The following is a 23,898-nucleotide window of genomic DNA, read 5'->3' on the forward strand; positions in this document are numbered from 1 at the left end:
TCAGCCTTGGCGCCCGTTCAACGCGGGCAGGAAACCGGAATCGACGAGGTACTGGATGTACCGGTCGAGAAGGGGGCTGTCGAATTCGGGGCAGTCAATGACCGAGTCGGCGAGAGCGCGCGTGGTGTTGGTCCGGTCGTAGCGGTGGTCATCGAGCTCCAGCGAATCCACCCCCGCGCTGACCAGGACAAGGGTTGCCCGCACCGAGCTCTTCGGGTCCTCGGCGCCGGCGTCCGCGTGTCGCTGGAGCCGACGCATCCAGTCCTCGTAGGTCACGGCCTCGATGCGGTGGCCGACGGCGCGGACCCGGTCGATGATCGCGTGGATCTCGACCATCTGCGGATTGGTCAGGTTGAACTCGCCGCCGATCGACTCGGGGTCCAGCGCGAGGCGCACGTAAGCCTTGGCGACGTAGTCGACCGGCACCACGTTCACCTCGGTCCAGCCCTCACCGGCGTGCGGCACGGCCCCGATCTCCACACATGCCCGGATGTAGTGCCACAGGCCGTCGTTGACTCCCACGGCACCGGTGCGCGTGTGGCCACCGATCTGCGCGGGCCGGTACACCGAGGAGGGAATGCCGCGCACACGAGCGATGCGGAGCATTTCCTCGGCCACCCACTTGGTGCGCGCATAGCCCTCGATGGGCATCAGCTCCGGGTCGACCCGCCGGTCCTCGGCCAGCGGATCCGGATTGTCCCTGGTCGCGATCAGCGCGCTCGTCGCGGAGACGTAGTGCAGCGGCTTGACCCGCCTGCTCGCGGCCAGCCGCAGCATTTCCCGAGTGCCCCCGACGTTGGCCGCCTTGAGCCGGTCGTAGGCATCGACCAGATTGACCCGGGCCCCATTGTGGAAAATGAGGTCGATCTGCTCGGCCAGCAGGTCGAACTGCGGCTCCGACAGCCCGCACAGGGGCTTTTCCAGGTCGGCGGCGATCGCCGTGATCCGGCCGGAGTCCACGCCGTCCGCCAGACCGTAGCCGCGCAGGCTGTCCATGACGCGGCCCGCCGCCTCGGTGTCCGCTCGGGCCCGCACCAGGCAGTAGACATGGGCGTCGGTGCTGTCGAGGATTTCCCTGAGGACGAAGGACCCGACAAAGCCGGTCGCACCGGTCAACAGGACCTTGCGCGGCGCACGGACCAGGTCCCGGTCCAGCGGCTCACTTCCCGCGGTCGAAATGGCCGGGTCGAGTAGGGCTTCCTCGACGAGATCCACCGCGTCGTCGAATTCCTCGCCGGAGTCCGCACTGATGAACAGGTCCGCGAGCGCGGCCGGGGTCGGCCGGGCGAATATCTCGTGCACCGGTACACCGACGCCGAGCCGCTCCTTTATCCGGCTCGCCAGCCGGACCGCGAGAATGCTGTTGCCGAACTCGAAGAAGCTGTCGTCGACCCCGACTTCCGGCACCCCGAGCACCTGGCTGAAGAGTTCACACAGCGTCTCTTCCATGGAGTTGCCCGGCGCGCGACCCGATGAGGCGCCCGCCCGTCGCGGTGCCGGCAGCGCCGCGCGGTCGAGCTTCCCGTTCGAGTTGAACGGCAGTGCTTCCAGCCGCACGAAGGCCGAGGGAATCATGTATTCCGGCAGCGTCTTGGCCAAGTGCGCCCGCAACGTAGCGGCCGACAGGTCGGCCGCTACGGCCCGCATCGGCTCGTTGGCGTACGAGGCCAGCGGTGCCTTCACCTCTGCCACGGGCCGGTAGAGGTCGGTCAGCACCGGGAAGTCAGGCCCGTCCGCGGCGACCAGGACGCAGTCGAAGCTGCCGTCCCCGGACCCGGACCAGGTGAAGATGGCCTGATATCCCAACCGCTCGGCCAGGAGGCGGAGTTCCTCGGGGTCGACACCGTGGATCGGGCCACGCAGCTCGGACAGCACCGCGCCGATGTCCGCGCCGTCGACGAGCAGGTCGGAGGCGGCGGTCTCGTTGGCGATACGGGCGTTCGGAACGGCCGAGAGGCGGACCGGCGCCTTCGCCGGATCGTCCAGGTGCCCGGCCAGCCGGTCCAGTTCGGCGATGTCCTGCCCCCACCGAAGGACGGGCAGCTCACCCAAGGTCTCGGCCGCGGGCTCGGCCCCGTCCGACCTCTTGTGCAGCACGACGTCGTAGCGGTACCGAGTGAACTCGTTGTGATACCGGCCGGGCTTGAGACGCATGTCCACAGCGGCCACCGAGTCCATCTTGTCGGCGAGCGCGAGATAGAACTCCGGGAGCATCATCAGGTCTTTTTCCAGCGCCAGCGCGTGATCGACATCGCGCCGCACCTCGGCGGCAGCCAACTGCTCGTCGGCACGGTGGAGGTGGATCGCGGTCTTCAGGCTGCGCAGCAGACCGAGATGGCGTACGTCCCCGACGACGACACAGCCGCCGGGGCGGATCAGGTCCATCGCGTTCGTCAGGACCCGCACGAGGTAGTCGACCGTGGGGAAGTGCTGGATCACCGAGTTGATGATGACCAGGTCGAAGAAGTCCTCCGGCAGGCCGTCGAGGTCGTCCGCCGGCTGGCACCGCAGCTTGACCTTGTCGGCCAGCGCGGGATCCCTGAAGCACTGGGCCCTGATGTTGTCGATGACCGGAGCGGAGAGATCCGTGCCCCAGTACGCCTCACAGTGCGGTGCCACCCGGGCCAGCGTCAGACCGGCGCCCACCCCGATGTCCAGGACCCTGCGCGCCCCCAGTGCCCGCAGCCGCGTCGCGGTGTCGTCCTGGATCTCCCGGAGGTGCTCGATCGGCAGCAGATGCCCGTCGTAGCTGCTCTTCCAGACCCCGAAGTCCATGCCCAGCGGCGGCCGTTCGGTGTCGGTCTCGGTGTAGACCGAGTCGTACACCTTCTGCCACTCGTCGACCTTCTCCCGCGACGCCTCTTCGGACTCCGCCTGGGAGGCCGCCACCACGTAGGCCACCAGCCGCTTGTCACCAGGCTGGTCCTCGCGCAGCTCGACTGCCGCCTGGCTGACCAACGGGTGCGTAACCGCGGCCTTCTCGATCTCGCCCAGTTCGACTCGGTGGCCACGGACCTTGACCTGCCGGTCGGCCCGGTCGACGAATTCGAGATCGCCGTCGGCGGACCAGCGCACCAGGTCGCCCGTGCGGTACATCCGCGCCCCGGCCGGGTCGAACGGGTTGACGACAAAGCGCTCGTCCGTCAGGGCCGGCTGGTTCAGATAGCCACGCGCGACCCCGGCTCCGGCGATGTACAGCTCACCGACCTCACCCGGCGGCACAGGTTCCATGCCGGGACCGAGTACATAGACCTCGGTGTTGGCGAGCGGCCGTCCGATCGGTGGCGGGCCGGTGATCTCGCTCAACGGCGCGATGGTCGACCACACGGTCGTCTCGGTCGGGCCGTACAGATTCACCACCTCGCTGCCGAGCTTGAGCATCGCCATGGCGACGGTCGAGGGCAGCGGCTCACCGCCGACCAGCATGCGCAGGCCACGCAGGCTGTCCGGGATCTGCTCGACCAGCATGCCCCACCAGGTCGGCGTGCCCTGCGCGATGGTCACGCCCTGCCCCAGCAACTCGGCCACGGTCGCCGGCTCGCGGTTGGCGCCCGAGGGCGCGAGCACCAGGCCGGCCCCCCGCACCAGCGGCAGGAAGAACTCCACGCCGGACATGTCGAAGCCCAGCACCGAGGTGGCCAGCATCCGGTCGTCGGACGTCAGGCCGAAGCGCTCACCCAGGTCGGTCAGCAGATTGACCAGGTTGCCATGCGTGACCACGACCCCCTTGGGCCGGCCGGTCGAGCCGGAAGTGTAGATCACGTAAATCGGGTGGGAGGAGTCGAGCGGCGCGATGCGCTCGTCATCCGTCAGGTCACCATCGGCCCACTCGTCGCTGGCCACGAACAGCGACAGACCGTCGAGCGTCATGGCCGGAACATGCGCGTCTTCCAGGCCGGGTGGGCGCGATCCGGTCGTGGTCAACACCAGTTTCGGACGCACCTCCTCGGCCATGAACGCGACTCGCTCAGCAGGCTGTTGGGGATCGATGGCGAAGTACGCGGCCCCCGCCTTGAGCACCGCGAGGAGGGCGACGACCATCTCCTCGGTCCTCGGCAGTGCGATGGCCACGAAGTCCTCGGGGCCGATACCTCGCGAGACCAGCGATCGGGCCAGTCGATTGGCGCCGGAATTTAACTCGGCATACGTATATGTACGGTTCCCCGTGACCAGTGCCACGGCGTCAGGACAGGCATCGGCGCATAACTGGAATAGATCCGGTAGTGTCATCCGCGAAACGCCCACAGATGGGGCCTCCGTTCGTGTTGACCAGGATTCGGCTACAGAGGGAACCTTGATTCGCCGCGGGGGAGGATGGCCCCCACGGGGATCATCTGGCGGGATCTTACCTTCGCCGATCACGCACCACTAGGTAGCGAAATCCAACCGCACCAGAAAAACCGCCCGACCGGGATGTCGACACCGTTACATGAAACGCATAACTGCACGTCAAATACAGTGAACAGAGCAACGGGACTCCCCTAGATCAACATTGGACAAATATTGTCGATCAAGGTCGGGAGTCCCACTTCGGCAGGTATTTGTCACGATTGAGGTTTTCGCTTCAGGGTGACGCGGGGTGTGTGGGTGTACTCAGGTATGCGCAGGGGGGCGGGTATTCGCCTGCTGAACAGGACCGGCGGGAGCAGGTGTGGTCGGAGGCGGCCGAGCGGTTCGCGCGGGGTGAGAATGCTGGGTCGGTCGCGGGGGATTTACGGGTGACGGTGGTTTCGGTGCGCCGTTGGCGCAGGACGTCGACTACGGCGTCTCCTCCGTCCCGGGCGAGGGCACCGTGGGCGCCACGAAGGTGCCCGGTCTCCTCGGCCTCGCCCTGACCGTGGCGACCGTCGTCATGTTCCTGTTCGTCATGGGACTCGGCATGGGCGGCGGGTCGTCCTGACGGACCGGCAGAACGCCTCCGAGGCGCTCAAGGCCGTGCGGGCCGTGGGGAAAGCCAAGGCCGCCGGGCCGCCGCCGCCCTCGCGGTCACCCTCGTCGCTACCCTCTTCCTCCCCCGGCGGCGTGCGGAGCCGGCGGCCCTGCACTGAACCGGACCGCTTTCTCCACCAGAGAAAAGAACCTGGTCAGGTTACCGAGGGCGAAAATTCTGTACCGTACCACGCGTATAGTTTCACTGTGAGCAACTACACCCCTGATACCGAGACGTCCACTTCCCAGGCCGGCGGGGTCCAGTCGGTCGATCGCGCCATCAGCGTCATGGAGATCCTCGCCCAGCGCGGCGAAGCGGGGGTCAGCGAGGTGGCGGCGGAGATCGACGTTCACAAGTCCACGGCGTTCCGCCTGCTCGGCGCACTGGAGTCGCGCGGGCTGGTCGAACAGTCCGGTGAACGCGGCAAGTACCGGCTGGGCTTCGGGATCGTCCGGCTCGCGGGCGCGGTGACCGGGCGCATAGACATCACCCAGCAGGCGCGGCCGATCTGCGAGCGGCTCGCGGAGGAGATCGGCGAGACCGTCAACATCGCGGTGCTCCAGGAGCACTACGCGATCAACCTGTATCAGGTACGGGGTCCCGGAGCCGTCGCCGTGCACAACTGGGTCGGCCAGCTCACGCCGTTGCACGCGACGTCCAGCGGCAAGGTGCTGCTCGCCGCGCTCCCGGCGACGGAGCGGGCCGCGCTGCTCGCGGAGGCCGGGCTGAAGAAGCTGACCTCGCGCACGATCACGGCGAGGACGAAGCTGGAGAAGAACCTCGCCGAGTCGCTGGAGCGCGGATACGCGTACACGCTGGAGGAGCTGGAGGTCGGGCTGCACGCGATGGCGGCACCGGTCCGGGGCCGCGACGGCGAGGTGATCGCGGCGCTGAGCGCCTCCGGACCGGCGTACCGCTTCACGCAGGACCGGCTCCACCAGTTCGCGCCGGTGCTGCTGAAGGGGGCGGAGGAGATCAGCCGCAGGATGGGGCATCTGGGCTGAGCCCGTGGGCTGTTGGCTCACCTCGGCTCCCCCAGCCGCTCCAGCACCCAGTCGTGGAACGCCGCGATGTGGTGCTCGCTCGGCACCAGCACTCCCCCCTTCGCGTACATCCGCGAGTGCATGCCGGGCTGGGTCCGCTCGCAGGCGTCGAAGTCCTGCTGGTTGACGCGGTGGAAGAGCTCGACGGACCGGCTGACGTCCTTGCCGGACTCGACGACGTGCGGCAGGTACAGCCAGTCGCACTCGACGACCGTGCGGTCGGCGGCCATCGGGTACATCCGGTGGAAGATCACGTGGTCGGGCACGAGGTTGACGAACACCTGCGGTTTGACGGTGATCGCGTAGTAGCGGCGGTCCTGGTCGTCGGCGACCCCGGGTATCCGGTCGAGGCCCTCGGAGCCGTCGACGGTGAACCCCTGGACGTCGTCACCGAACTCGGCGCCGTGCCCGACGTAGTACTGGGCGGCGTAGCCGTCGGCGAACTCCGGGAGGACCTCCGTGAGTTCGGGGTGGATCGTCGCGCAGTGGTAGCACTCCATGAAGTTCTCGATGATGAGCTTCCAGTTGGCCTTGACGTCGTACACGATCCGCTTGCCGAGCGACAGGTTCGCCATGTCGTAGCGGTCGATGGACTCGGTGTCGCCGAGCCGCTCCACGACCGCGCCCATCACGTCGTCCTCGAAGGAGGGCGGGTTCTCGGCGAGGCACACCCACACGTAGCCGAGCCACTCGCGCACGTGCACACCGACGAGGCCGAACTCGGTGCGGCCGACGTCGGGCATCTTGGTGAGGTTGGGCGCGGCGACGAGCTTCCCGGTGAGGTCGTACGTCCAGGCGTGGTAAGGGCACTGGAAGGCGCGTTTGACCTCGCCCGCCTCCTCCGTGCACAGCTTGGCGCCGCGGTGCCGGCAGACGTTGAAGTAGGCGCGGATCGAGCTGTCGCGGGCGCGGGTGACGAGGATGGACTCGCGCCCCACGTCGACCGTGCGGAACGCCCCCGGTTTGGGCAGGTCCGCGGCGCGCGCGACGCAGAACCACATGGTCTCGAAGATGCGCTCCTGCTCCTGGGCGAAGACCCCTGGATCGGTGTAGGAGAAGCCGGGGAGGGTGGCGATGAGGCTGTCCGGCAGGCCGGTCGAGGTCACGGGGGCACTCCTCGGGTTACGTCGTCGTGGAAGGGTCAGGCGGCGGCGAGCTGCTTGCGCCAACGGGTGAACAGGCGGGGCTGGTTCATCCCGAGGACGGCGACGGGTGTGTCCCCGCGCCGGTAGACGGCGAGGACGTCACGGTCGTCGGCGGCGCCCGCCTCGACGGTGACGCTGTCGGCGCCCGCCGCGTGTCCGGCGAACTGGATGCGCACGCCGTACTGGTCGGACCAGAAGTACGGGGGCCGCGGGACACCCGGCGTCGCGCCGTCCCCGTCTCCGGCGAGCAGCGCCCCGACAGCGGCGGACGGCCGCTCCAGCGCGCCCGTCCAGTGCTCGACGCGGCGGTGGCCGCCCGTACGCGGGTCGTACCAGTTGGCGCAGTCGCCGACCGCGACCACACCGGGTACGCCGGTCCGGCCGTCGGCGCCGCATTTGACGCCGTTGTCGAGGGGGACGCCCGAGCCTTCGAGCCACTCCACGCAGGGCCGGGCGCCCACGCCGACGACGACGATGTCGGCGGGGAGGCTGCGCCCGTCCTCCAGCAGGACGGCGTCCACGCGCCGTTCGCCGCTGAGCCCCTTGACGCCGGCCCCGCACAGGAGCCGTACGCCGTGGTCGGTGTGGAGGCCGGAGACGACCGCGCCCATGGCGGCGCCGAGGGGGCCGGCGAGCGGGGTGGGGGCGGCTTCGACGACTGTCGCCGTAAGGCCCAGGGAGCGGGCTGTGGAGGCGACCTCGGCGCCGACGAACCCGCCGCCGATCACCACGAGCCGTCCGCCGGCCGCGAGTTCGGCCTTGAGGGCGCGGGCGTCGTCGAGGGTGCGCAGGGTGTGCACCCCGGCGAGGTTCGCGGAGCCGGGGAGCGTCCGGGCCGCCGCGCCGGTCGCGATCACGAAGCCGTCGGCGGACAGCCGGCTGCCGTCCGCGAGGCTCAACTCCCGGGCGGCGGGGTCGAGTCCGGTGGCGCGGGAGCCGAGCAGCCACTCGGCGTCGAGGCTCTCCCCGTCGGTCTCCAGGGCGAGGTCGGCCTCGCCGTAGGTGCCGGCGAGGAACTCCTTGGACAGCGGCGGGCGGTCGTAGGGCCGGTGGACCTCGTCGCCGACGACGATCAGACGGCCCTCGTAGCCCTGGTCGCGCAGGGCACGGACCGCCGAGAGACCGGCGAGGGAGGCCCCGACCACGGCGACCGTTCTCACGCGGTCCCCTGGGCGAGCCGGGAGCCCACGCAGGGCGGCAGGTTGGGGGGCGCCGTGGACAGCTTGACGTGGATCACGCCGTCCTCGACGACCACCTCGTGGGTCCGGACCGGGAGCCGGGCGGGCGGGGAGTCCACCGCGCCGGTCCTCAGGTCGAACGTCGAGGCGTGCAGCGGACATTCCACCTCGCAACCCTCCAGCCAGCCGTCCGCGAGCGAGGCGTCCTGGTGGGTGCAGGTGTCGTCGATGGCGTAGAGCTCGCCGTCCTCGGTGTGGAACACCGAGACCGGCGGGTCGATGTCGAGCCGGTATGCCTCGCCTCGCGGCAGGTCCGCGAGACGGCACGCGGGAATCATCATGACACCTCGGTGCGTATAGCGAAACGGATTGCGGTGAGCGCAACGCCAGTGTGGAGGCGCCCAGAACCGTTGTCAAGGAGTCCAAAGCCGGGGATTCCAGGACAGCGCGAAGCGCCCGCCCCACCCGCGTGAGCAGGCGGAACGGGCGCGTACGGCAAGCGATGTGACAGTTCGTCAGAATATGACGACCGAGCGCAGCACGTCCCCCTGGTGCATCCGCTCGAACGCCTTCTCCACCTCGTCGAGCTGAATCGTCTCGGTGACGAACGCGTCGAGCGGGAGCCGCCCTTGCAGGTAGAGGTCGATGAGCATCGGGAAGTCCCGCGAGGGCAGACAGTCCCCGTACCAGGACGACTTGAGCGAGCCGCCCCGCCCGAACACGTCCAGGAGCGGGAGTTCGAGCTTCATCTCCGGGGTGGGGACGCCGACGAGGACGACGGTTCCGGCCAAGTCCCGGCCGTAGAAGGCCTGTTTGTACGTCTCCGGCCGCCCCACGGCCTCGATGACGACGTCCGCGCCGAAGCCGCCGGTGAGCTCCTGGATCGCCGTCACGGCGTCCGTGCCACGGGAGTTGACGGTGTGGGTGGCGCCGAGTTTCGCCGCCGTCTCCAGTTTGGCGTCGTCGATGTCGACGGCGATGACCTTCGCGGCGCCCGCCAGCGAGGCCCCGACGACTGCTGCCGCGCCGACGCCGCCGCAGCCGATGACGGCGACCGTGTCACCGCGTCCGACGTTCCCGGTGTTGATGGCGGCGCCGATCCCGGCCATCACGCCGCAGCCCAGGAGCCCGGCGGCGGCCGGGGAGGCGGCCCGGTCGACCTTGGTGCACTGGCCGGCGGCGACGAGGGTCTTCTCGGCGAAGGCGCCGATGCCGAGGGCCGGGGCGAGTTCGGTGCCGTCGAGGAGGGTCATCCTCTGCCGGGCGTTGTGCGTGTTGAAGCAGTACTGCGGTCGCCCGCGCAGACAGGCCCGGCAATTGCCGCACACGGCACGCCAGTTGAGGATCACGAAGTCACCCGGCGCGACGTCCGTGACGCCCTCGCCGACCGACTCCACGACGCCCGCCGCCTCGTGCCCGAGGAGGAAGGGGAACTCGTCGTTGATGCCGCCCTCGCGGTAGTGCAGGTCCGTGTGGCAGACCCCGCACGCCTCGACCTTCACCAGAGCCTCCCCCGGGCCCGGGTCGGGCACGAGGATCGTCTCCAGGGAGACGGGGGCACCCTTTCCTCTCGCGACGACAGCACGGACCTGGTGAGCCATGGCCACTCCCGAAATCGACGTTGCTCATTGCGGCACGCTTCTCATGTAACGCAACACAGCATCGGGGAGTGGCCTGACGGGGTCAAGACGGACGACGTTCAGCGAACGCGCTCCCCCATCCGGTACACCGCCCGCACCTCGGTCACCGCCGAGATGTCCGCCAGCGGCGACCTCCCGAGCACGATGATGTCCGCGTCGGCGCCCGGCCGCAGCCTCCCCTTCGTCTCCCCCCGCCCCACCGCCTCGGCGGCGACCCGGGTCGCCGCGCGCAGCACGTCCAGGTTGCCCATCCCGTACCGGGCGAGGTCCATGAGGGCGTACGGGTACACGCCGTGCGCCTTCGCGGCACTCACCCCCGAGTCCGTGCCCGGGACGATCCGCGCGCCGGAGGCGATGATCTCGCCGACGACCGCCCCGATGGACGCGTACCGCTTCGCCACCTCCGGGAGGGTCGGCTCGTGACCGGGGAGCAGGCCGACCGAGGGGCTGACGTACGTACCGCGCCAGACGACCTCGTCGAGCACGTCCCGGCGCACGCCGACGCCGTCCGGGGTGAAGAAGGAGAAGTGCTCCAGGGTGTCGAAGCCGAGGCCGGCGATCTCGGCGAGGGTGTCGGCGGCGTGGGCGTGCGCGGCCGTGGCGAGGCACAGGCGCCGCGCCTCGGCGATCACCAGACTCAGTTCGACGGGGTGGTACTGCTGGACCAGGGGGCTGGAGCCGGGGGTGGAGTTGCCGCCGCTCGCCATCACCTTCACCACGTCGCAGCCGCGTTCGGCGCGCTCGTGGACGGCGGCCAGGAGTTCTTCGGCGCCTTCGGCCTCGCCGCCCAGGAAGTGGCAGTGGCCGCCGTACGTCGTGATCGGCGGGCCCGCCGCGACGATCTCGGGGATCTCGCCGGACGCGAGTTTCTCGCGCAGGTCGAGGGTGACGTAGTCGCGGTCGCCCAGGTCACGGACGGTGGTGACGCCGACGTCCAGGGCGCGGGCCGCGTTCGCGCGGGCGATCTCGAAGAGGGTGGTGCGGCTGTCCGCCGCGACATGGGCGACGGCGTCGTTCGTGCCGTCCCAGCAGAGGTGGACATGGGCGTCGACGAACCCGGGCAGCAGCCAGGCGTCCGGCCCGAAGTCGACCGTCGTGGCCTCCTGCGGGGGCTCGGAGCCCCGGAGGTCCAGGTCGAGGATCACGCCGTCCTCGACGAGCAGCATGCCGGACGGCGCCGCGCGTACGCCGTCGAAGACGTGACCGGCCCGCAGCGCGAGCAGTTCGCCTCGCATAACATCTCCAGAACCGAGGGGTGGGGGGTCGGGACTCGGCCACCCCCCTGTCCCGGCAGGCCCTGGCGGCAAGCGCTGTCCGTCGGCAGTGGCCGAATCCCTTCGGTCAACTGTCGTTCTTGGACGGCCCGGTGGGAACGCTTGATCACCGATGCCGGGTATAGACCAGGTCTATACCGTTTCCGGCCACGGTGTCGCCGCGACGAGGGCGCCGGCTTCGGCGACGACGCCGCGCAGCCAGATGTGCGCGGGGTCGCGGTCGTGCTGCGCGTCCCACCACAGCGACTCCACCACCGGGCCCGGCCCCAGCGGGAGTTCGACGACGCCGAGGCCGTGCCCGGCGGGGAACAGCGAAAGGGCGCGGACGGAGACCACCGCGACCCGGTCGGTGCCGGTGAGCAGCGCGGGGATGGACAGGAAGTTCTCCACGGCGATCTCGACCCGGGGTTCGATGCCCTGGGCCTGCAGCCGGTGCGCGGGCGAGAAACCCATCGCCCACGGGAAGTGGTAGGGCATCACCCAGGGGCGGGCGGAGAGTTCCCCGTGCGTCGGGAGCGCGGCGGCGGAGGCCACGCACACCCACCGGTCCTCGTACAGGTCCATCACCGGGAAGTCCGACAGCAGGCCCTGGGGCAGCACGACGGCGTCCAGGGCGGCCAGCCGGTCCTTCGCGTGGGCGACGGTCTCCATGGTGTTGGTCCGAAACCGCAGCCGGACGCCGGGGGCCCGTTCGCGCAGCAGGTCGGCGAGGACCCGGCCCAGTGTCGCCACGTGCACGTCGCTGGCCGACAGTGTGAACTCGCGGCGGCTGTGGGTGGGTTCGAAGACGGGGCGGGAGAGGAAGACCCGGTCCACCGAGCCGAGCGCCTGGGCCGTCTGCTCGACGAGGCGCGCGGCCAGCGGTGTCAGTTCGTACGTGTTGCCCACCCGGGTCAGCAGTTGGTCCCCGAAGTGGCGGCGCAGCCGGGCGAGCGCTGCGCTGACGGTCGGCTGGCTCAGCCCCAGGCGCTGGGCCGCCTTCGTCACACTGCGCTCCTTGAGGAGCGCGTCCAGCGGCACGAGAAGGTTCAGGTCCAGGGCCACGAGGTGGTGCCTCCGCGGGGATGTCGTGCCGGTCCCGGTCGAGCATAAATCACCCAGGTGGGGCACAGCGGTGGTGTCATCGGAAGCGTCGTCCAAAGGGCTTCTGGATCAGTAGAGTTCGGGCATGGCCGCGCGAGACGAACTGCTCATCGATCTGATCAACCGCACCGAGATGGAGGGCACGGGTCCGCGTCTGACGGTCGTCGCCCATGGTGTGGTCCTCACCGGGCGGCTCACCGCGCACCGCTCCTGGGCGGTCTCCGTCGCCGACCGCCTCGACGACGACAGCGCGCCGGACGAGCTCTTCGGCGAGGCGTTCCGGCGCGAGGCCGACGAGCCGCTCGCCTATCCGCCGGTCTTCCTGCATCTGCACGGCTGCCAGTTGATCTCCGGGTCGAGCAGTCTGCCGGCGGCGCTGGGTGAGTACTTCCGGGTGCCGCTGGAGTCGGTGACGGCCTGGAGCGTGCGGTGACGGGGTGGCCGGGGTGCGATCATGAGCGGGTCAGTACTACATGACTGTAGAGGAGAGATACGGGTGTTCGAGGGGCTGAAGAACCTCAAGGGTCTCAAGGACAAGGTCGAGGACCTCGCCGGGGAGCACGGGGACAAGATCTCCGCCGGGCTGGAGAAGGCGGGCGACTTCATCGACGACAGGACCGGCGGCAAGCACGGCGACAAGATCGACACGGCGGTCGACAAGGCGCAGGACTACATCGGGAAGCTGGGCGAGAAGAAGGACTGACGGCCCGTCAACCCGGCGCCCCCACCGAGCGGTTGACGGTGGGGGCGTGCCGCGTTCAGGCGGGCGTGTCGGCGTCCAGGATCTTCGCGAGGCTCTCCAGCGTGGGGTGGATCTCGCGCTGGAGGCGGGCGTGGTCGAGGCCGTCGTCCCCGACGACCGTCAGCAGCGCGCGGTCGTTGACGGCGAGGACGACCACGTGCCGGTCGGCGCTGCGGGTGGTGACGTCCCGCAGCCCGGTGCCGCCCGCCTCGTGGGCCATCCGGCGGGCCAGACTGTAGCTCGCGGCGGTGAGCGCCGCCACCGACTCCGCGTGCACGGCGTCGACGTCGGCGGCGACCAGAAGGCCGTCGACGGTGGAGATCACCGTCTCGCTGACCCCCATCACCCCTTCGCGCAGCGCGGTGAGCACCTCGACGAGCGGTTCGGACTGGTGGACTTCGGACATCGGCGGTCCCTGCTGTGAGCGGATGTGCGGGCGTGCGGGGGGTTCAGGGGAGCGCGGCGAGACGGTCCCGGACGCGGTGCAGGAGGGATGTCTCAGGCTGGTGCTCCTCAAGGTCCGTGGGGACGGGGCGGCCGGTCGACGCGCCGGGGCGGCGTACGGGCAGTGGCGGCGGGGTGTCCTCGACGGGGCGAGCCTGTCCGCGCCGCCGGGCGAGTGCGAGGTAGCGCTGTCGGGACTTCCTGCGCCGGCGCGGGTTCACACGGTATCCGATCGGTGAGGGCGGTGTGTCCCCGGCGTGCGCGTCGGGAGCGGGGCACTTCCGGCCGGCGGGCGGGAAGCCGTGGCGTGGGCCCCCGGGACGCGAAGTGCCGTGCTGGGGCGGGCCGTTGGGGTCACGTCGTGGTGGATCAGACCAAGGGTGCGCAGCCGGGCCAGGTCGAGCATGACGGCGTAGGTGCCCCGGCCGAGGGTGAAGGCGAGGTCGCGCGGGGTGCGGCGGCCGTTCGCCGCGTCGAGGACGGCGGTGTGGCGGGCGCCGAGCGCCGGGGGGCGGGGCGTGTCGGTCGTACGGATCCTGGTGCGGGCCAACTCGACGGGTGAGCCCCAGAGTTCGGTGAGGACGGTGAGGCGGCGGGTGGTCTCGGCGGCGACCAGGTGCGGGGCGAAGGCGCGGGCGGTGACCACCGCCGGGGCGGGTTCGCGGACCTCCCAGACGGCGCCGGGGCCCAGGGCGAGCGCGAAGGCGCCGTCGAACAGGGCGGCCGTACAGGCGACTTCGAACTCCTGGCGGGTCAACAGGCCGCGTTCCTGGAGGTGTTGGGCGAGGTCGCCGCCCGCCGCTCGGGCCGCCGCCCATGAACCGTCCTCCACGCGGCCCGACTTGAGGAGGATCGACTCCGCGCTCGGGGCGCCCGGGGTGTCCACGGCGACGACGAGTCCGGCGCGGACGTGAATCGTGCCACCAGGGGTGCCCGAGACGGCAACCGCGGCGTCGCGGCCCTCGTCGTGCAACGCAGCCAGCAGGGCGGGGAGGTTGCGCGGGGTGAGGGCGGGCGTCATGCGGTCACCTCGGCCGCGTACAGGCCCAAGTGGTGCAGGACCAGGGCGAGGTTGGCCTGACCGCGTTCCAGTGCGGCCGTCAGCAGCAGGGGGTCGCCCTGGCGGGGGACCGTGGCCACGACGAGCTGGCGGCGGCTGCCGGTGATGACGATGCTCTCCAACTCCCCTTGCACACCTGCCGAGTTGAGGCCGCTCTCGATGGACGAGGCGAGGCGGCTGCACTCGACGGGGTCCGAGCCGCTCTCCCCCGCGTCGCCGTACGTCAGTCCCGTGACCGCGTCGATGAGCGAGACACCTGTGACGCCCGGTAGTTCCAGGAGGCGACTCAGGGAGGCTTCGACTGATGACAACGGGACTCCCCTTCACTTTTGCTTCACATAGCAACTGAAGGCACAGTAGTTTAATCCGAAAGGTTCAGGACAGGGCGTCCGTCGCTCATTTTCTGACCCGTCGTCACATCGCCGTACCGCACAGAGTGAACAGAGCGAAGGGCAGCATATGAACATCGAGACAGCGCTCAAGGAAGCGATGACGATCGACGGCGCCCTGGGTGTCGCTCTCGTGGACTACGAGAGCGGAATGTCGCTCGGCGTCCTCGGCGGTGGCCCCGGTCTCGACCTGGAGGTCGCCGCCGCCGGCAACACGGAGGTCGTCCGCGCCAAGACCCGCACCCTCGAACTCCTCGGCATGGAGGACTCCGTCGAGGACATCCTCATCACCCTCGGCGCCCAGTACCACCTGATCCGCCCCCTCGGCAGCAGCAGCGGCAGCCTCTTCCTCTACCTCGCCCTGGACCGCGGCCGCGGCAACCTGGCACTGGCCCGCCACGCGCTGAAGCGGATCGAAGGGGTCCTGGAGATCTAGAACTCCCGGCAGGCGGTGCACCGCCGCAAGACCACCGCGTGCGTGAACCCTCCGGGATGCCCGAGGCCGGCCCGCTCCAGTGCCCGCGCGACCGCCGGCCAGCACGTGACGTCCGGGCAGTAGCCGGTGGACAGGTTGGTGACATCGACCACCGTCCACCGGCCGGTGTCCCGGCCGAAGCCCAACTCTCCAGTTCCGGCGGGGTGTTGATGAGGGTCCCGCCGGTCTGTGGGCGGGCGAGGGCCGCGAGTTCGGCCGGGCCCGCGTAGACGTACATGGCCTCGATCGTGCCACCGTCCGGAAAGCCGCGAGGGCGGAGCCGTCATGGCCCCGCCCTCGGTGTCGTGCGTGTTCCGGGCTAGCGGCCCCACGCCCACTTCAGGCGGTCGGCGCCCGACTTGTTCGTCGTGGTGAGCCAGGGGTTGGCGGCCGGGCCCGTCAGGGTCTGGAGGGAGTAGGTGTCGCCCGTGCGCAGGCCGGGCCAGTAGACCGAGCCCATGCGGAGCTGGCGGAAGACGTCCGTGTCGGCCTGGATGAAGGAGATCTCGTTGTTGCCGGCGTTGGAGCCGTTGTAGTCGAGGCCGCTCGTCATGGTCGCGCCGAACTCGTCGGCCACCGTGCGGTACGCGCAGTCGCCGAGGCGGGTCTTGAGGTCGGTCACCCACTCGTCGTAGGTGCGGTTGCCCCAGAAGCCGTAGTGGTGCAGGGACAGGTACGTACCCTTGAGGCGGGGGTCCGCGCAGACGGAGACGACGCTGTCGTTGTAGCCGGAGCCGCTGACGAAGATCCGGTTCTTCGGGATCTTCGGGAACGTGCCGATCCACTTCGCCGCGAGGTCGGCCCACTCGGTGGGCGTGTAGCCGTGCGGCTCGTTCATCGGCTCGAAGTAGACGAGGCTGTTCTTCTGGAACGCGCTGGTGACGGTCTTCCACATCGGCCAGTACGTCGCCGTGTCGTCGATGAACCCGTCCTTCTGGGTGCCCGAGCCCTCCCAGTAGGAGACGATCACCTTGAACCCCTGGCGGGTGGCCGCGTCGATCACCGCGCGGTAGGAGTGCCAGTAACTCCCGTTCACCGTGTACGGGTTGATCGGCAGCCGGACGGTGTTCGCACCGAGGTTGGCCCGGAACGCGGAGATGATCCGGGTCGCCTTGTGGTACGTCTGCGCGTACGAGTCCGACAGCGAGAGCCCCGACAGCTGGACCTCGTCGTTGGCGTAGTTGTCGCGCGGGTCGGCCCAGTTGACGCCCTTGAACTGGCTGGTGTTCGGCGCGGGCGCGGCGTACCGGTCGGCGGCGGACGCCGGGACACCGGCCCCCAGCGCGGCGACACCGGCGAGGGCCACGGCGGCGGCGATCAGCGAACGCGTGCGGGGGCGCCGGGAGTTACGGGAGCGCAGGGGCACGGCAGTACCTTCTTACGGGATGAACGCGGCTCGGCGTCGGGCTGGACCTGGGGTGATCAACGCGGTGTGAGTCTGGGTCGGCGCGCGCGAGGTTGTCAAGGAAGTCGAGGAGATTTCGGAAAGCGCTTACCCTCCGGCCGCGGGGCCGGTGTCAGTGGTCGCTGCTAGCTTCCGGTACGTGACTGAACGGGAGCGGCGGATCGCCCTCGACCATGTGCTGGCGCTCGTCGCGGAGGCCCCCTGGAGCTGCTCGCTGGTGCTGCGCGGGAGCATGACGATGCCGGCCTGGGTGGGGGACGCGGCACGACCGCCGGGGGACCTCGACTGGATCGTCCTGGAGGACGAGGTGGGGGTCGACCCCCTCGACCCGTATCCGTACGCCCGGCACATCGAGGACGTCCAGCAGTGGCCGGAGGCGTTCGCGGGGGCGGCACGCTACGACCTGTGGCGCGAGGAGGAGTTCGGCACGGGCGGGCAGCGGCTCGTCCTGCCGCCGGAGGGCCTGTCGTGGCTCGACGCCGAGGACATCGACCCGAGCCCGCCGTACCACGACCTCCTGGACCGGGTGCGGGAGCGGCCGTACGCGGGTGCGGGAGTCGTCCTGGACGCCGCCGGGGCGCGGGACGACGGCACCTGGACCTACGCCGAGTACGACACCCCCGGCCTCCGCCTCTCGGTCCCCTGGCGGCTCGAACACCCCGGCACCCGTACGGGAGTCGTCCAACTCGACTTCGCCCGCGACGAGTTCCTCCCCGAGCCGCCGGTCTGGACGCTGGTCCCCCGCGTCACCGACCGCCCGCCGACCCCCGTCCGCACAGCGAGCCCCGCCCTCTGTCTCGCCTGGAAACTCCGCTGGCTGCACACCGACGCGACGGCCCAGGGCCGGGCCCAGGGCAAGGACTTGTACGACGCGGTGCTCCTCGCGGAGTCCCCGCGCACGCACCTCTCCGGCCGCCTGCTGCGCCGGGTCCTCGGGGAGTTCGACCCGGCGGAGGTCACCGGATGGGACGTGGAGTGGACCGGGGAGTTCGCTCGGCGGGGCACGGTGCGGGAGTGGTCGGGGCGGCTGCGGCGGGCGTTGGAGTCCCGGGACTGACCCGCGCTCCCACCGTCCCCCGGCAGCCGCTCCTTCACCCGCGGGGATCCATCGGAAGCCTAGGGCGCTTCTGATGGATCTCCGTGGGAGAAGGAGCGGCGTTCGGTGCGTGCTCTCGGTGTGCCGCGTGGGAGTCCTCGTAGCGGAGCTACGGGGGCTTTCGCGCGGTGCGGCGAGAGTGCGTGCCGGGCGTCGCGACGCCGCGGAGATCCGTCAGAAGCGCCCTAAGCGCGGGGAGACCCGGCGCGAACGGTGAGGGACGTGGTGACCAGTTCTGTGCGGGATCGGGTGCCGGTGCGGGCGATCAGGCGGGAGACGCGCCGGGCCGCCGCGTCCTCGGTGAGGTGCAGGACGGCCGCGATCTGGCGGGTGGTGAGCTGTTCGGTGAGGAGCGTGGTGAGCAGGTGGTCGTTCTCGGTGGTGGCCTGCCTGCGGTCCGGGACGGTGAGACCGGCGTCCCGCAGCGCGGTCCTGGTGCGGAAGCGCCACAGGGCGGCGCCGGTGCGCCCGAACACGTCGTACGCCTCGTGCAGCGCTGTCGTCGGGGACGCGCCCTCGGTGGCGGCGGTCAGCAGGGTGGTCGCCGTCTCGAAGGGGAGGCCGCGGTGGCGGGCGAGGTCGACGGCCTCGCGGAGGTGGTGGTGGGCGGTGTCGGGGGATTCGGCGCGCAGGACGCGGGCCGTGGCGAGCAGGTGCAGGAGGCGGGTGCGGTCGGTGCCGGTGCGGTGGACGAGGTGTGCCAGGTGCCGTAGGCAGTCGGCCGCCTCGCGGTCGCGTCCGGCCTGCGCGGTCAACCGGGCCAGCAGGGACCAGAGTTCGTCGGTGCCGTAGGTCTGGTCGTGGTCCCGGGCGCGGGCCAGGCCGGTGCGCAGGGTCCGTTCCGCGCCGGTCATGTCGCCGAGGGCCATGAGGAGTTCGGCCTCCGCCGCGTGCAGGGCGCAGTGCGGCGCGGTGTCGTCGGGGCCGTGGGCGTCCCGCACCAGGTCGAGGGCGCTGGTGACGCGGCCCCGGGCGAGGAGGATCGCCGCCGTCCGCGCGGGGAGCACGGAGCTGTCCGCCACCGGGGTGGACCGGATCTCGTGGCCGGCCAGGAGCCGGCGGGCCGACTCCAGCGCCTCGTCCCAGCGGCCCGTGGCGTGGTGGTGGAGGAACCGGCTGAGCGGCGGCAGCACGGGCACGGTCAGGCCGGTGGTCGTCAGCAGGGTGGTGACCGCGTCGAGGTCGTAGCGGGTGAGGAGGTTGTCGACCATGCCGCCGGCCAGCGAGTACACCTTCCCCGGCGGGAGTTGGGCGGCCTCGTCGAAGGCCAGTGCGCGCCGGTAGGGCTCCGGCCGGCCGAGGCCGAGGTCGGCCATGGCGAGGAAGACGGCGGGTGCCGCGCGGGCGCGGGGGCCGGTGTTCCAGACCGGCTCGGTCGTCCGGAGCAGGTCCGCGGTCCGCCGCCACTGCGAGAGGTGGCACAGGGCGAGGGCCCGGCCGGTCACCTTGGCCAGGTCGGGGACCGGTAGGACGTCCCACCAGTGGGCGGTGCCGAGGCGGGCCATCGCGGGCCGGTCGCGCTGGTTGGCGGCGACCGCGACGATCAGGCAGGCCGCCTCCTGGAGGTCGAGGTCGCTCAGTGTCGGTCCGGGGTCGCGCAGGAGGGATTCGGCGGCGGCCCGGGCGGCGGGGTAGTCGCAGGCGAGGTAGGCGGTGGTGGCGTACTGCTGGAGGACGAGGTCGCGGGCGTCGGCGTGTTCGGTGAGGTCACGGGCGGCCCGCAGCCAGCGCAGGACCCGGCCGTCGTCGGTGCCGCGCCGGGACTGCCGGGCGGCGGCGGTCAGTTCGGCCACCGCGCGTTCCCGGTCGACGAGGCTGCCCGCGTCCGCGATCCGGTCGGCGCGGTAGGCGGGGACGTCCGGGCCGGTGCCGTTCCAGAGGACCTCGACCGCGGCGGCGGACAGCCGGCTGCGGCGTACGGGGCTCATCCGCTCCCGGACGGTGTGCGCGGTCAGCGGGAGGCGGAAGGGCCGGCCGGGCTCCTCGTCGACGACGCCCGCCTCGGCCAGGCGGCGGACACCGTCGTGGACGGCGTCGGCGGTCAGGCCGGTGCACCGCTCGGTGAGCCTCAGGGCCGGCTCGCCGAGCGGGCTCAGGACGCTCAGCGCGGCGGCGACCGTGCGCGCGGGTTCGCCGAGCCGGTCCAGCGCCGTGACGAAGCGGTCGTCGTCGGGCAGCACCGGCTCCGTCGCCCTCGACGGGACGAAGGCGTGGCCGTCGGCGATCCGGATCACGTCCCCGCGCGTCCAGCCGGTGAGCATGGCCTCGACCGCTCCCGGCAGGCCGCGCGTCGACTCGCCCACCCGCCGCGCCAGGTCGGTGTCCGGCCGCGCCCCGAGCCACCGCGCCACCAGGGCGGTGGTGTCGGGCAGGGCCAGCGGGCGCAGGACCACGGTGTCCGGCGCGGGGCCGGCGAGGCCCGAGCACGACGCCACCATCCGGACGCCGGGCGCGTCGACGCGGCGCAGGACGGCCAGGGAGCCGGGATCGGCGTACTGGACGTCGTCGACCAGGACCGCCACCGGCGTACGGCAGGTCAGCGCGGCGCGCAGCAGGGCCTCCATCGCCGCCTCGTCGTGCCGGTCCACGGCCGACGCCGCCTCGGCGGCCCGGCGTCCCTCGGGGTCGGGCTGGTGCTCCCGCAGGGCCAGCACCACGCGCAGCGCCAGCAGCAGCGGCCACCGGGCGTCGCCGGGGACGCAGTCCACACCGTGTACGGCGGTCCCGCGCGCCCTCAGCCGCTCGCCGGTGGCCCGCAGGAACGCGCTGCGGCCCACCCCTTGTTCACCGCGCACGAGGACGAGACGCGGGCCGCCGGGGTCGTCCAGCAGGCCGTCGATCCGTGCCGACTCGTGTTCGCGGCCGAGTAAGCCGCCGTCACCGCGGTCCATGCGTGCGGGTCTGCCCCACCTGTCCTGCGTTCCCACGGTCACCCTCCGGTCTCCGAGCCGCGTCGGCCGACTGACCCCGCGAACAGAACAGTTGATCATCCTCACCCGAGGAGACGGAACAAAAGGCAGCCCAACTCCGTCTTCCTTCGGGGGGTGATCGGAACGAGTGGGGTGGCACTGTGCGGGAACAGCGTGAAACGGTCGTCGGCAGAGAAGGAGAGATCCGCGCCGTGGCCGACGTCCTCGGCACCACCGGTGAGGCGGCACGGGTCCTGCTCGTCACCGCCGGCTTCGGAGCGGGCCGGACGACCGTCCTGGAACAGGCGCGGCGTACGGCGGCCCGGGCCGGCGTGACCGTCGTACGGCTCGCCGGGGAGGGCGAGGACGACGGTCCCCGCGACCCCGCCGACGCGGTCCTCACCGCCGCCGGCGGTCACCTGGTCCTCACCGGCCCCGCCACTCTGCACGCCGGGATCCCCAGAGCCGCGAGATCCCGGTTACGGGCGGGCGGCATGGAGGGTCTGTCCGCGCTGTCGGAGGCGCTGGCCTCGGTGGCCCGCCGGATGCCGCTCGCCCTGGTCGTCGACGACGCCGACCTCCTGCCCGAGCCGGCCGCCGACGCGCTGGGGCTGCTGCTGCGGGTGTTCCGGCCGTACGGCGTCCCCGTGGTGCTGGCCGGCCGGGACCGGTCCGCCCGCGCCGCGGCCGACGAGGTCCTCGGCCTTCCCCCGCTGCGCCCCGACGACGTCGCCCGGCTCGTCGGTCTCCACGTCACCCGGCGGTTCGGGCGCCCCGCCGACCCCGCGCTCGCCGACGCCGTGGCGCGGTCCCTGGGCAGCCTCGCGGGCAACCCGCGCGCCGTGCTGTCGGTCCTCGGCACCCTGGACGGCCGGGACCTGATCGAACTCGACGGGCTCCTGTGCCTCACCCGGGCGGACCTGCGCCTCGCCGCCGAGGACGCCTTCCTCCTCGGGTTCGGGCGCCCCCACGAGCCTCCGTACCCCGGGATCGTCGAGGCCGCGATCGTCACCGCCCGCGTGCTGGACCACGCCGACGTCCACCTCGACGACGCGTTCAGGATGACGTCCCCGGCAGGCGCGCAGGCCCTCGAACGCCGGCTGGACCGACTCATCATGGACGGGGTCCTCACCACGGACGACCGGGGCCGCCTCTCCTTCGCCGTCCCGGCCCTCGCGGCGGCCCTGCGGGACCTGCCGTACGAGCGGGACGTCCAGGCCAACTCCGCGCGGTACGTCACGGCTCTGGCCGACCGCATCGGCGCCGAGGCCACCGGGCGCGGCTACCCCAGACTGGCCGACCGCGTCGCCGCCTCCGGCCCACTGGTCCCCGACTCCCTCGCCGTCCCGCTCCTTCTGGCCGCGGCCCGCGAGGAGGCCAGGACCGACTGGCCCCGCGCGGCCCGCGCCTACGCCGCCGCACTCGACCGGCTCCCACCGGGGGATCCACGCACACCTGACGCGCTCCACGAGGCGAGCGCCCTGAGCCTGCGGCACGGCGACCATGCGGGGCTGCTGGGGCTCGGCGGGGTGCTGGAGGCGGTCCTGGATGCGCGGGGTGCCCAACTCGTCGGGGAAACAGCCGAGTTGCAGAGCGTCGCCGCTACCCGGGCATGGGCGGCACTCCACGAACACCACATCGACCGGGTCCCCGCCACCCCGATCGACCTCTTTCCCGTCGCCGCCGAACTCGCCGCCCTCGGTGGCCTGTACGGCGTCGGCCCCCTCACGCCCCGCCGGACGGCGGACGCTCACCCCCTCCCGCAGACCGGGCCCGGAGGGCACCGCACCCCGTTGCCCTCCCCCGTCGAACTGCGCCTGGTCGCAGCCGCCGTCGGTAGCCGTGCCGAGTTGGGCCAGGCCCGGCGTGGGCTGCCCGTGGATGCTCTCGACGACGGGACGCTGGACCGGTTGCGGGACGCCGCCGCCTACGGGGACCTGGCCGGCGCGTTCGGCGCTGTCCTCGGGGACCGGTACGTCACGGAGGTGGACAGCGTCGCCGCCGGGTACCGGGGGATGGTGCGGGAGCATCTCGCGGGCGACTGGGACGCCGCGCTCGCGGCTGCCCGCCGTATCGAGGTGCGGGTCCGGACCCGTGCGGTGGCCGGCGACCCGTGTCTGCCGCGGGTGCTGGCCGCGGAGATGCACTGCGCCCGGGGGGACGTCGTACGCGCCCGTGCGTGGCTCGACCTGGTCCCGGACGCTTTCGCCCATCCGCTGGCGGGACGGGTGCGGCTGGCCGTCGGGTACTGGTCGGGGCAGCGGGAGGCCGCGTTGGAGCGGGCCCGGCGGGACGCGCGGCGGGCGCGGAAGGACGGGCGACTCGCGGGGGTCGAGCGGCTGTTGCTGCGCGTCGTGTCGCTCGCCGCCCTCGATGGACGGCCGGACACGGTCCGCGAGGTCGTGGAGGAGCTGGAGACGCTGCACGAGGAGGCGGACACGCCGATGACCCACGAGGCCCTCCTGATGGCCCGCGCCCTCGCCGACCAGGACACGGACAGCGCGCTGTCGGCCCACCGGCTGGTCCTGCGCCGGGGCGACGCCCACCTCGGCGCCCTGTGCTGCCTGCGCCTGGCGCACCTCGCCGACGATCCCCGGCCCTGGCTCACCGAGGCCGTACGCGACGCCCGCCGCCTCGGCCTCGGGGGCCCCTTCCGCACCGCCGTCCACCGCGTCGCGGACCTGCGCGGCATCCCCCTCCCCCGGCTGCGCAAGGCCGACGCGCAGCTGAGCGACGCCGACATCAGGCTCGTACGCATGGTCAGTGACGGGGCGACCAACCGGCGGATCGCCGCGGAACTCGCCTGTAGCCCCAAGACGGTGGAACAGCGTCTCGCGCGGCTGTTCCGGCGCACGGGCTGCCGCACCCGGACGGAACTCGCCGCCTTCTGGCTGAACGAGCACCTCGACCGCCAGGGCCCCGGAACCGACCCCACCGCCAGGGGACGGCGAAGCGTCGGGGCGGGGCCCTGATCCGCCCGCGCGCATGTACTGGTCACCGGAGACGGGCCGCGTACGTGCCCCGGTCCGCCGGAGACGGGCAGGTCACGTCTCCGGCACACCGTCCTCGCCCCGTCACTCCGTAC

Annotated in this window: 21 protein-coding genes; 7 read left to right on the forward strand and 14 right to left on the reverse strand. The window is 71.7% G+C overall.

All coding sequences use genetic code 11. From position 1 onward, the window contains the following. Complete coding sequence (locus ACLZOT_RS11945) at positions 1-4,230, reverse strand: amino acid adenylation domain-containing protein (RefSeq protein ID WP_416969057.1); 4,230 nt, start codon at positions 4,228-4,230, stop codon at positions 1-3. Positions 4,231-4,741: 511 nt separating this feature from the next. Between ACLZOT_RS11945 and ACLZOT_RS11950 the strand changes: the two genes are divergently transcribed. Together ACLZOT_RS11950 and ACLZOT_RS11955 are read left to right on the forward strand one after the other, a co-directional pair. Next, a complete protein-coding gene (locus ACLZOT_RS11950; protein WP_416968793.1) occupies positions 4,742-4,900 on the forward strand; it encodes a hypothetical protein in 159 nt (52 codons plus the stop codon). 236 nt (positions 4,901-5,136) lie between these two features. Next, positions 5,137-5,934, forward strand: coding sequence for an IclR family transcriptional regulator (locus ACLZOT_RS11955; protein ID WP_416968794.1), 798 nt, complete (start codon positions 5,137-5,139; stop codon positions 5,932-5,934). A 17-nt stretch (positions 5,935-5,951) separates the two neighbouring features. Here the strand turns inward: ACLZOT_RS11955 and ACLZOT_RS11960 are convergent, their stop codons facing one another. From ACLZOT_RS11960 to ACLZOT_RS11985, 6 genes are all read right to left on the reverse strand, one after another. Then, positions 5,952-7,079: an aromatic ring-hydroxylating oxygenase subunit alpha gene (locus ACLZOT_RS11960; RefSeq protein ID WP_416968795.1), complete on the reverse strand. Its 1,128-nt coding sequence runs from the start codon at positions 7,077-7,079 to the stop codon at positions 5,952-5,954. A 35-nt stretch (positions 7,080-7,114) separates the two neighbouring features. Then, entirely contained in the window at positions 7,115-8,278 is a 1,164-nt protein-coding gene (locus tag ACLZOT_RS11965; protein ID WP_416968796.1) for an NAD(P)/FAD-dependent oxidoreductase, read from the reverse strand. Further along, a complete protein-coding gene (locus tag ACLZOT_RS11970) occupies positions 8,275-8,637 on the reverse strand; it encodes a bifunctional 3-phenylpropionate/cinnamic acid dioxygenase ferredoxin subunit (protein WP_416968797.1) in 363 nt (120 codons plus the stop codon). Before ACLZOT_RS11970 ends, ACLZOT_RS11965 begins: the two co-directional genes overlap by 4 nt. Before the next feature lie 174 nt (positions 8,638-8,811). Continuing rightward, the gene (locus ACLZOT_RS11975; RefSeq protein ID WP_416968798.1) at positions 8,812-9,897 is read right to left on the reverse strand and encodes an S-(hydroxymethyl)mycothiol dehydrogenase; all 1,086 of its coding nucleotides are present in this window, start codon (positions 9,895-9,897) and stop codon (positions 8,812-8,814) included. Positions 9,898-9,995: 98 nt separating this feature from the next. Continuing rightward, positions 9,996-11,171 (reverse strand): amidohydrolase family protein, encoded by a 1,176-nt coding sequence (locus ACLZOT_RS11980; RefSeq protein ID WP_416968799.1) that lies wholly within the window; start codon positions 11,169-11,171, stop codon positions 9,996-9,998. A gap of 171 nt (positions 11,172-11,342) precedes the next feature. Further along, a complete protein-coding gene (locus ACLZOT_RS11985) occupies positions 11,343-12,254 on the reverse strand; it encodes a LysR family transcriptional regulator (RefSeq protein ID WP_416968800.1) in 912 nt (303 codons plus the stop codon). 124 nt (positions 12,255-12,378) lie between these two features. Between ACLZOT_RS11985 and ACLZOT_RS11990 the strand changes: the two genes are divergently transcribed. Both ACLZOT_RS11990 and ACLZOT_RS11995 read left to right on the forward strand, forming a co-directional pair. Further along, complete coding sequence (locus ACLZOT_RS11990) at positions 12,379-12,726, forward strand: hypothetical protein (protein WP_416968801.1); 348 nt, start codon at positions 12,379-12,381, stop codon at positions 12,724-12,726. Positions 12,727-12,789: 63 nt separating this feature from the next. After that, positions 12,790-12,996 (forward strand): antitoxin, encoded by a 207-nt coding sequence (locus ACLZOT_RS11995; RefSeq protein ID WP_416968802.1) that lies wholly within the window; start codon positions 12,790-12,792, stop codon positions 12,994-12,996. Between the two features lie 55 nt (positions 12,997-13,051). Here the strand turns inward: ACLZOT_RS11995 and ACLZOT_RS12000 are convergent, their stop codons facing one another. Genes ACLZOT_RS12000 through ACLZOT_RS12015 form a run of 4 tightly spaced genes read right to left on the reverse strand, consistent with a single transcriptional unit; the run spans position 13,052 to position 14,850 of the window. Further along, positions 13,052-13,441: a roadblock/LC7 domain-containing protein gene (locus ACLZOT_RS12000; RefSeq protein WP_416968803.1), complete on the reverse strand. Its 390-nt coding sequence runs from the start codon at positions 13,439-13,441 to the stop codon at positions 13,052-13,054. A gap of 43 nt (positions 13,442-13,484) precedes the next feature. Further along, a complete protein-coding gene (locus ACLZOT_RS12005) occupies positions 13,485-13,700 on the reverse strand; it encodes a hypothetical protein (RefSeq protein ID WP_416968804.1) in 216 nt (71 codons plus the stop codon). Next, complete coding sequence (locus ACLZOT_RS12010; protein ID WP_416968805.1) at positions 13,697-14,500, reverse strand: hypothetical protein; 804 nt, start codon at positions 14,498-14,500, stop codon at positions 13,697-13,699. The genes ACLZOT_RS12005 and ACLZOT_RS12010 overlap by 4 nt, the downstream gene beginning before the upstream one ends. Then, positions 14,497-14,850, reverse strand: a complete 354-nt coding sequence (locus ACLZOT_RS12015) for a hypothetical protein (protein WP_416968806.1) — start codon at positions 14,848-14,850, stop codon at positions 14,497-14,499. Before ACLZOT_RS12015 ends, ACLZOT_RS12010 begins: the two co-directional genes overlap by 4 nt. Before the next feature lie 148 nt (positions 14,851-14,998). On the opposite strand from ACLZOT_RS12015, the gene ACLZOT_RS12020 reads away from it, so the two are divergent. Then, on the forward strand, positions 14,999-15,364 hold the full coding sequence (locus ACLZOT_RS12020) for a hypothetical protein (RefSeq protein WP_416968807.1): 366 nt from the start codon (positions 14,999-15,001) through the stop codon (positions 15,362-15,364). On the opposite strand, the gene ACLZOT_RS12025 is transcribed toward ACLZOT_RS12020, so the two are convergent. Then, positions 15,361-15,549, reverse strand: a complete 189-nt coding sequence (locus tag ACLZOT_RS12025; RefSeq protein WP_416968808.1) for a hypothetical protein — start codon at positions 15,547-15,549, stop codon at positions 15,361-15,363. The genes ACLZOT_RS12020 and ACLZOT_RS12025 overlap by 4 nt on opposite strands. A gap of 173 nt (positions 15,550-15,722) precedes the next feature. After that, on the reverse strand, positions 15,723-16,769 hold the full coding sequence (locus ACLZOT_RS12030; RefSeq protein ID WP_416968809.1) for a glycoside hydrolase family 5 protein: 1,047 nt from the start codon (positions 16,767-16,769) through the stop codon (positions 15,723-15,725). Between the two features lie 178 nt (positions 16,770-16,947). On the opposite strand from ACLZOT_RS12030, the gene ACLZOT_RS12035 reads away from it, so the two are divergent. Next, positions 16,948-17,865 (forward strand): nucleotidyl transferase AbiEii/AbiGii toxin family protein, encoded by a 918-nt coding sequence (locus tag ACLZOT_RS12035; RefSeq protein ID WP_416968810.1) that lies wholly within the window; start codon positions 16,948-16,950, stop codon positions 17,863-17,865. A gap of 224 nt (positions 17,866-18,089) precedes the next feature. Here ACLZOT_RS12035 and ACLZOT_RS12040 read toward each other — a convergent pair whose 3' ends face one another. Beyond that, positions 18,090-20,795 (reverse strand): AAA family ATPase, encoded by a 2,706-nt coding sequence (locus ACLZOT_RS12040; RefSeq protein WP_416968811.1) that lies wholly within the window; start codon positions 20,793-20,795, stop codon positions 18,090-18,092. A gap of 230 nt (positions 20,796-21,025) precedes the next feature. On the opposite strand from ACLZOT_RS12040, the gene ACLZOT_RS12045 reads away from it, so the two are divergent. After that, positions 21,026-23,785 carry a LuxR C-terminal-related transcriptional regulator gene (locus ACLZOT_RS12045; RefSeq protein ID WP_416968812.1) on the forward strand — a complete coding sequence of 920 codons (2,760 nt, stop codon included), beginning with the start codon at positions 21,026-21,028 and terminating at the stop codon, positions 23,783-23,785. Positions 23,786-23,898: the final 113 nt, after the last annotated feature.

The organism is Streptomyces sp. 4F14, assembly GCF_048159485.1.
In the GTDB taxonomy this organism is placed as follows: Bacteria; Actinomycetota; Actinomycetes; order Streptomycetales; family Streptomycetaceae; genus Streptomyces.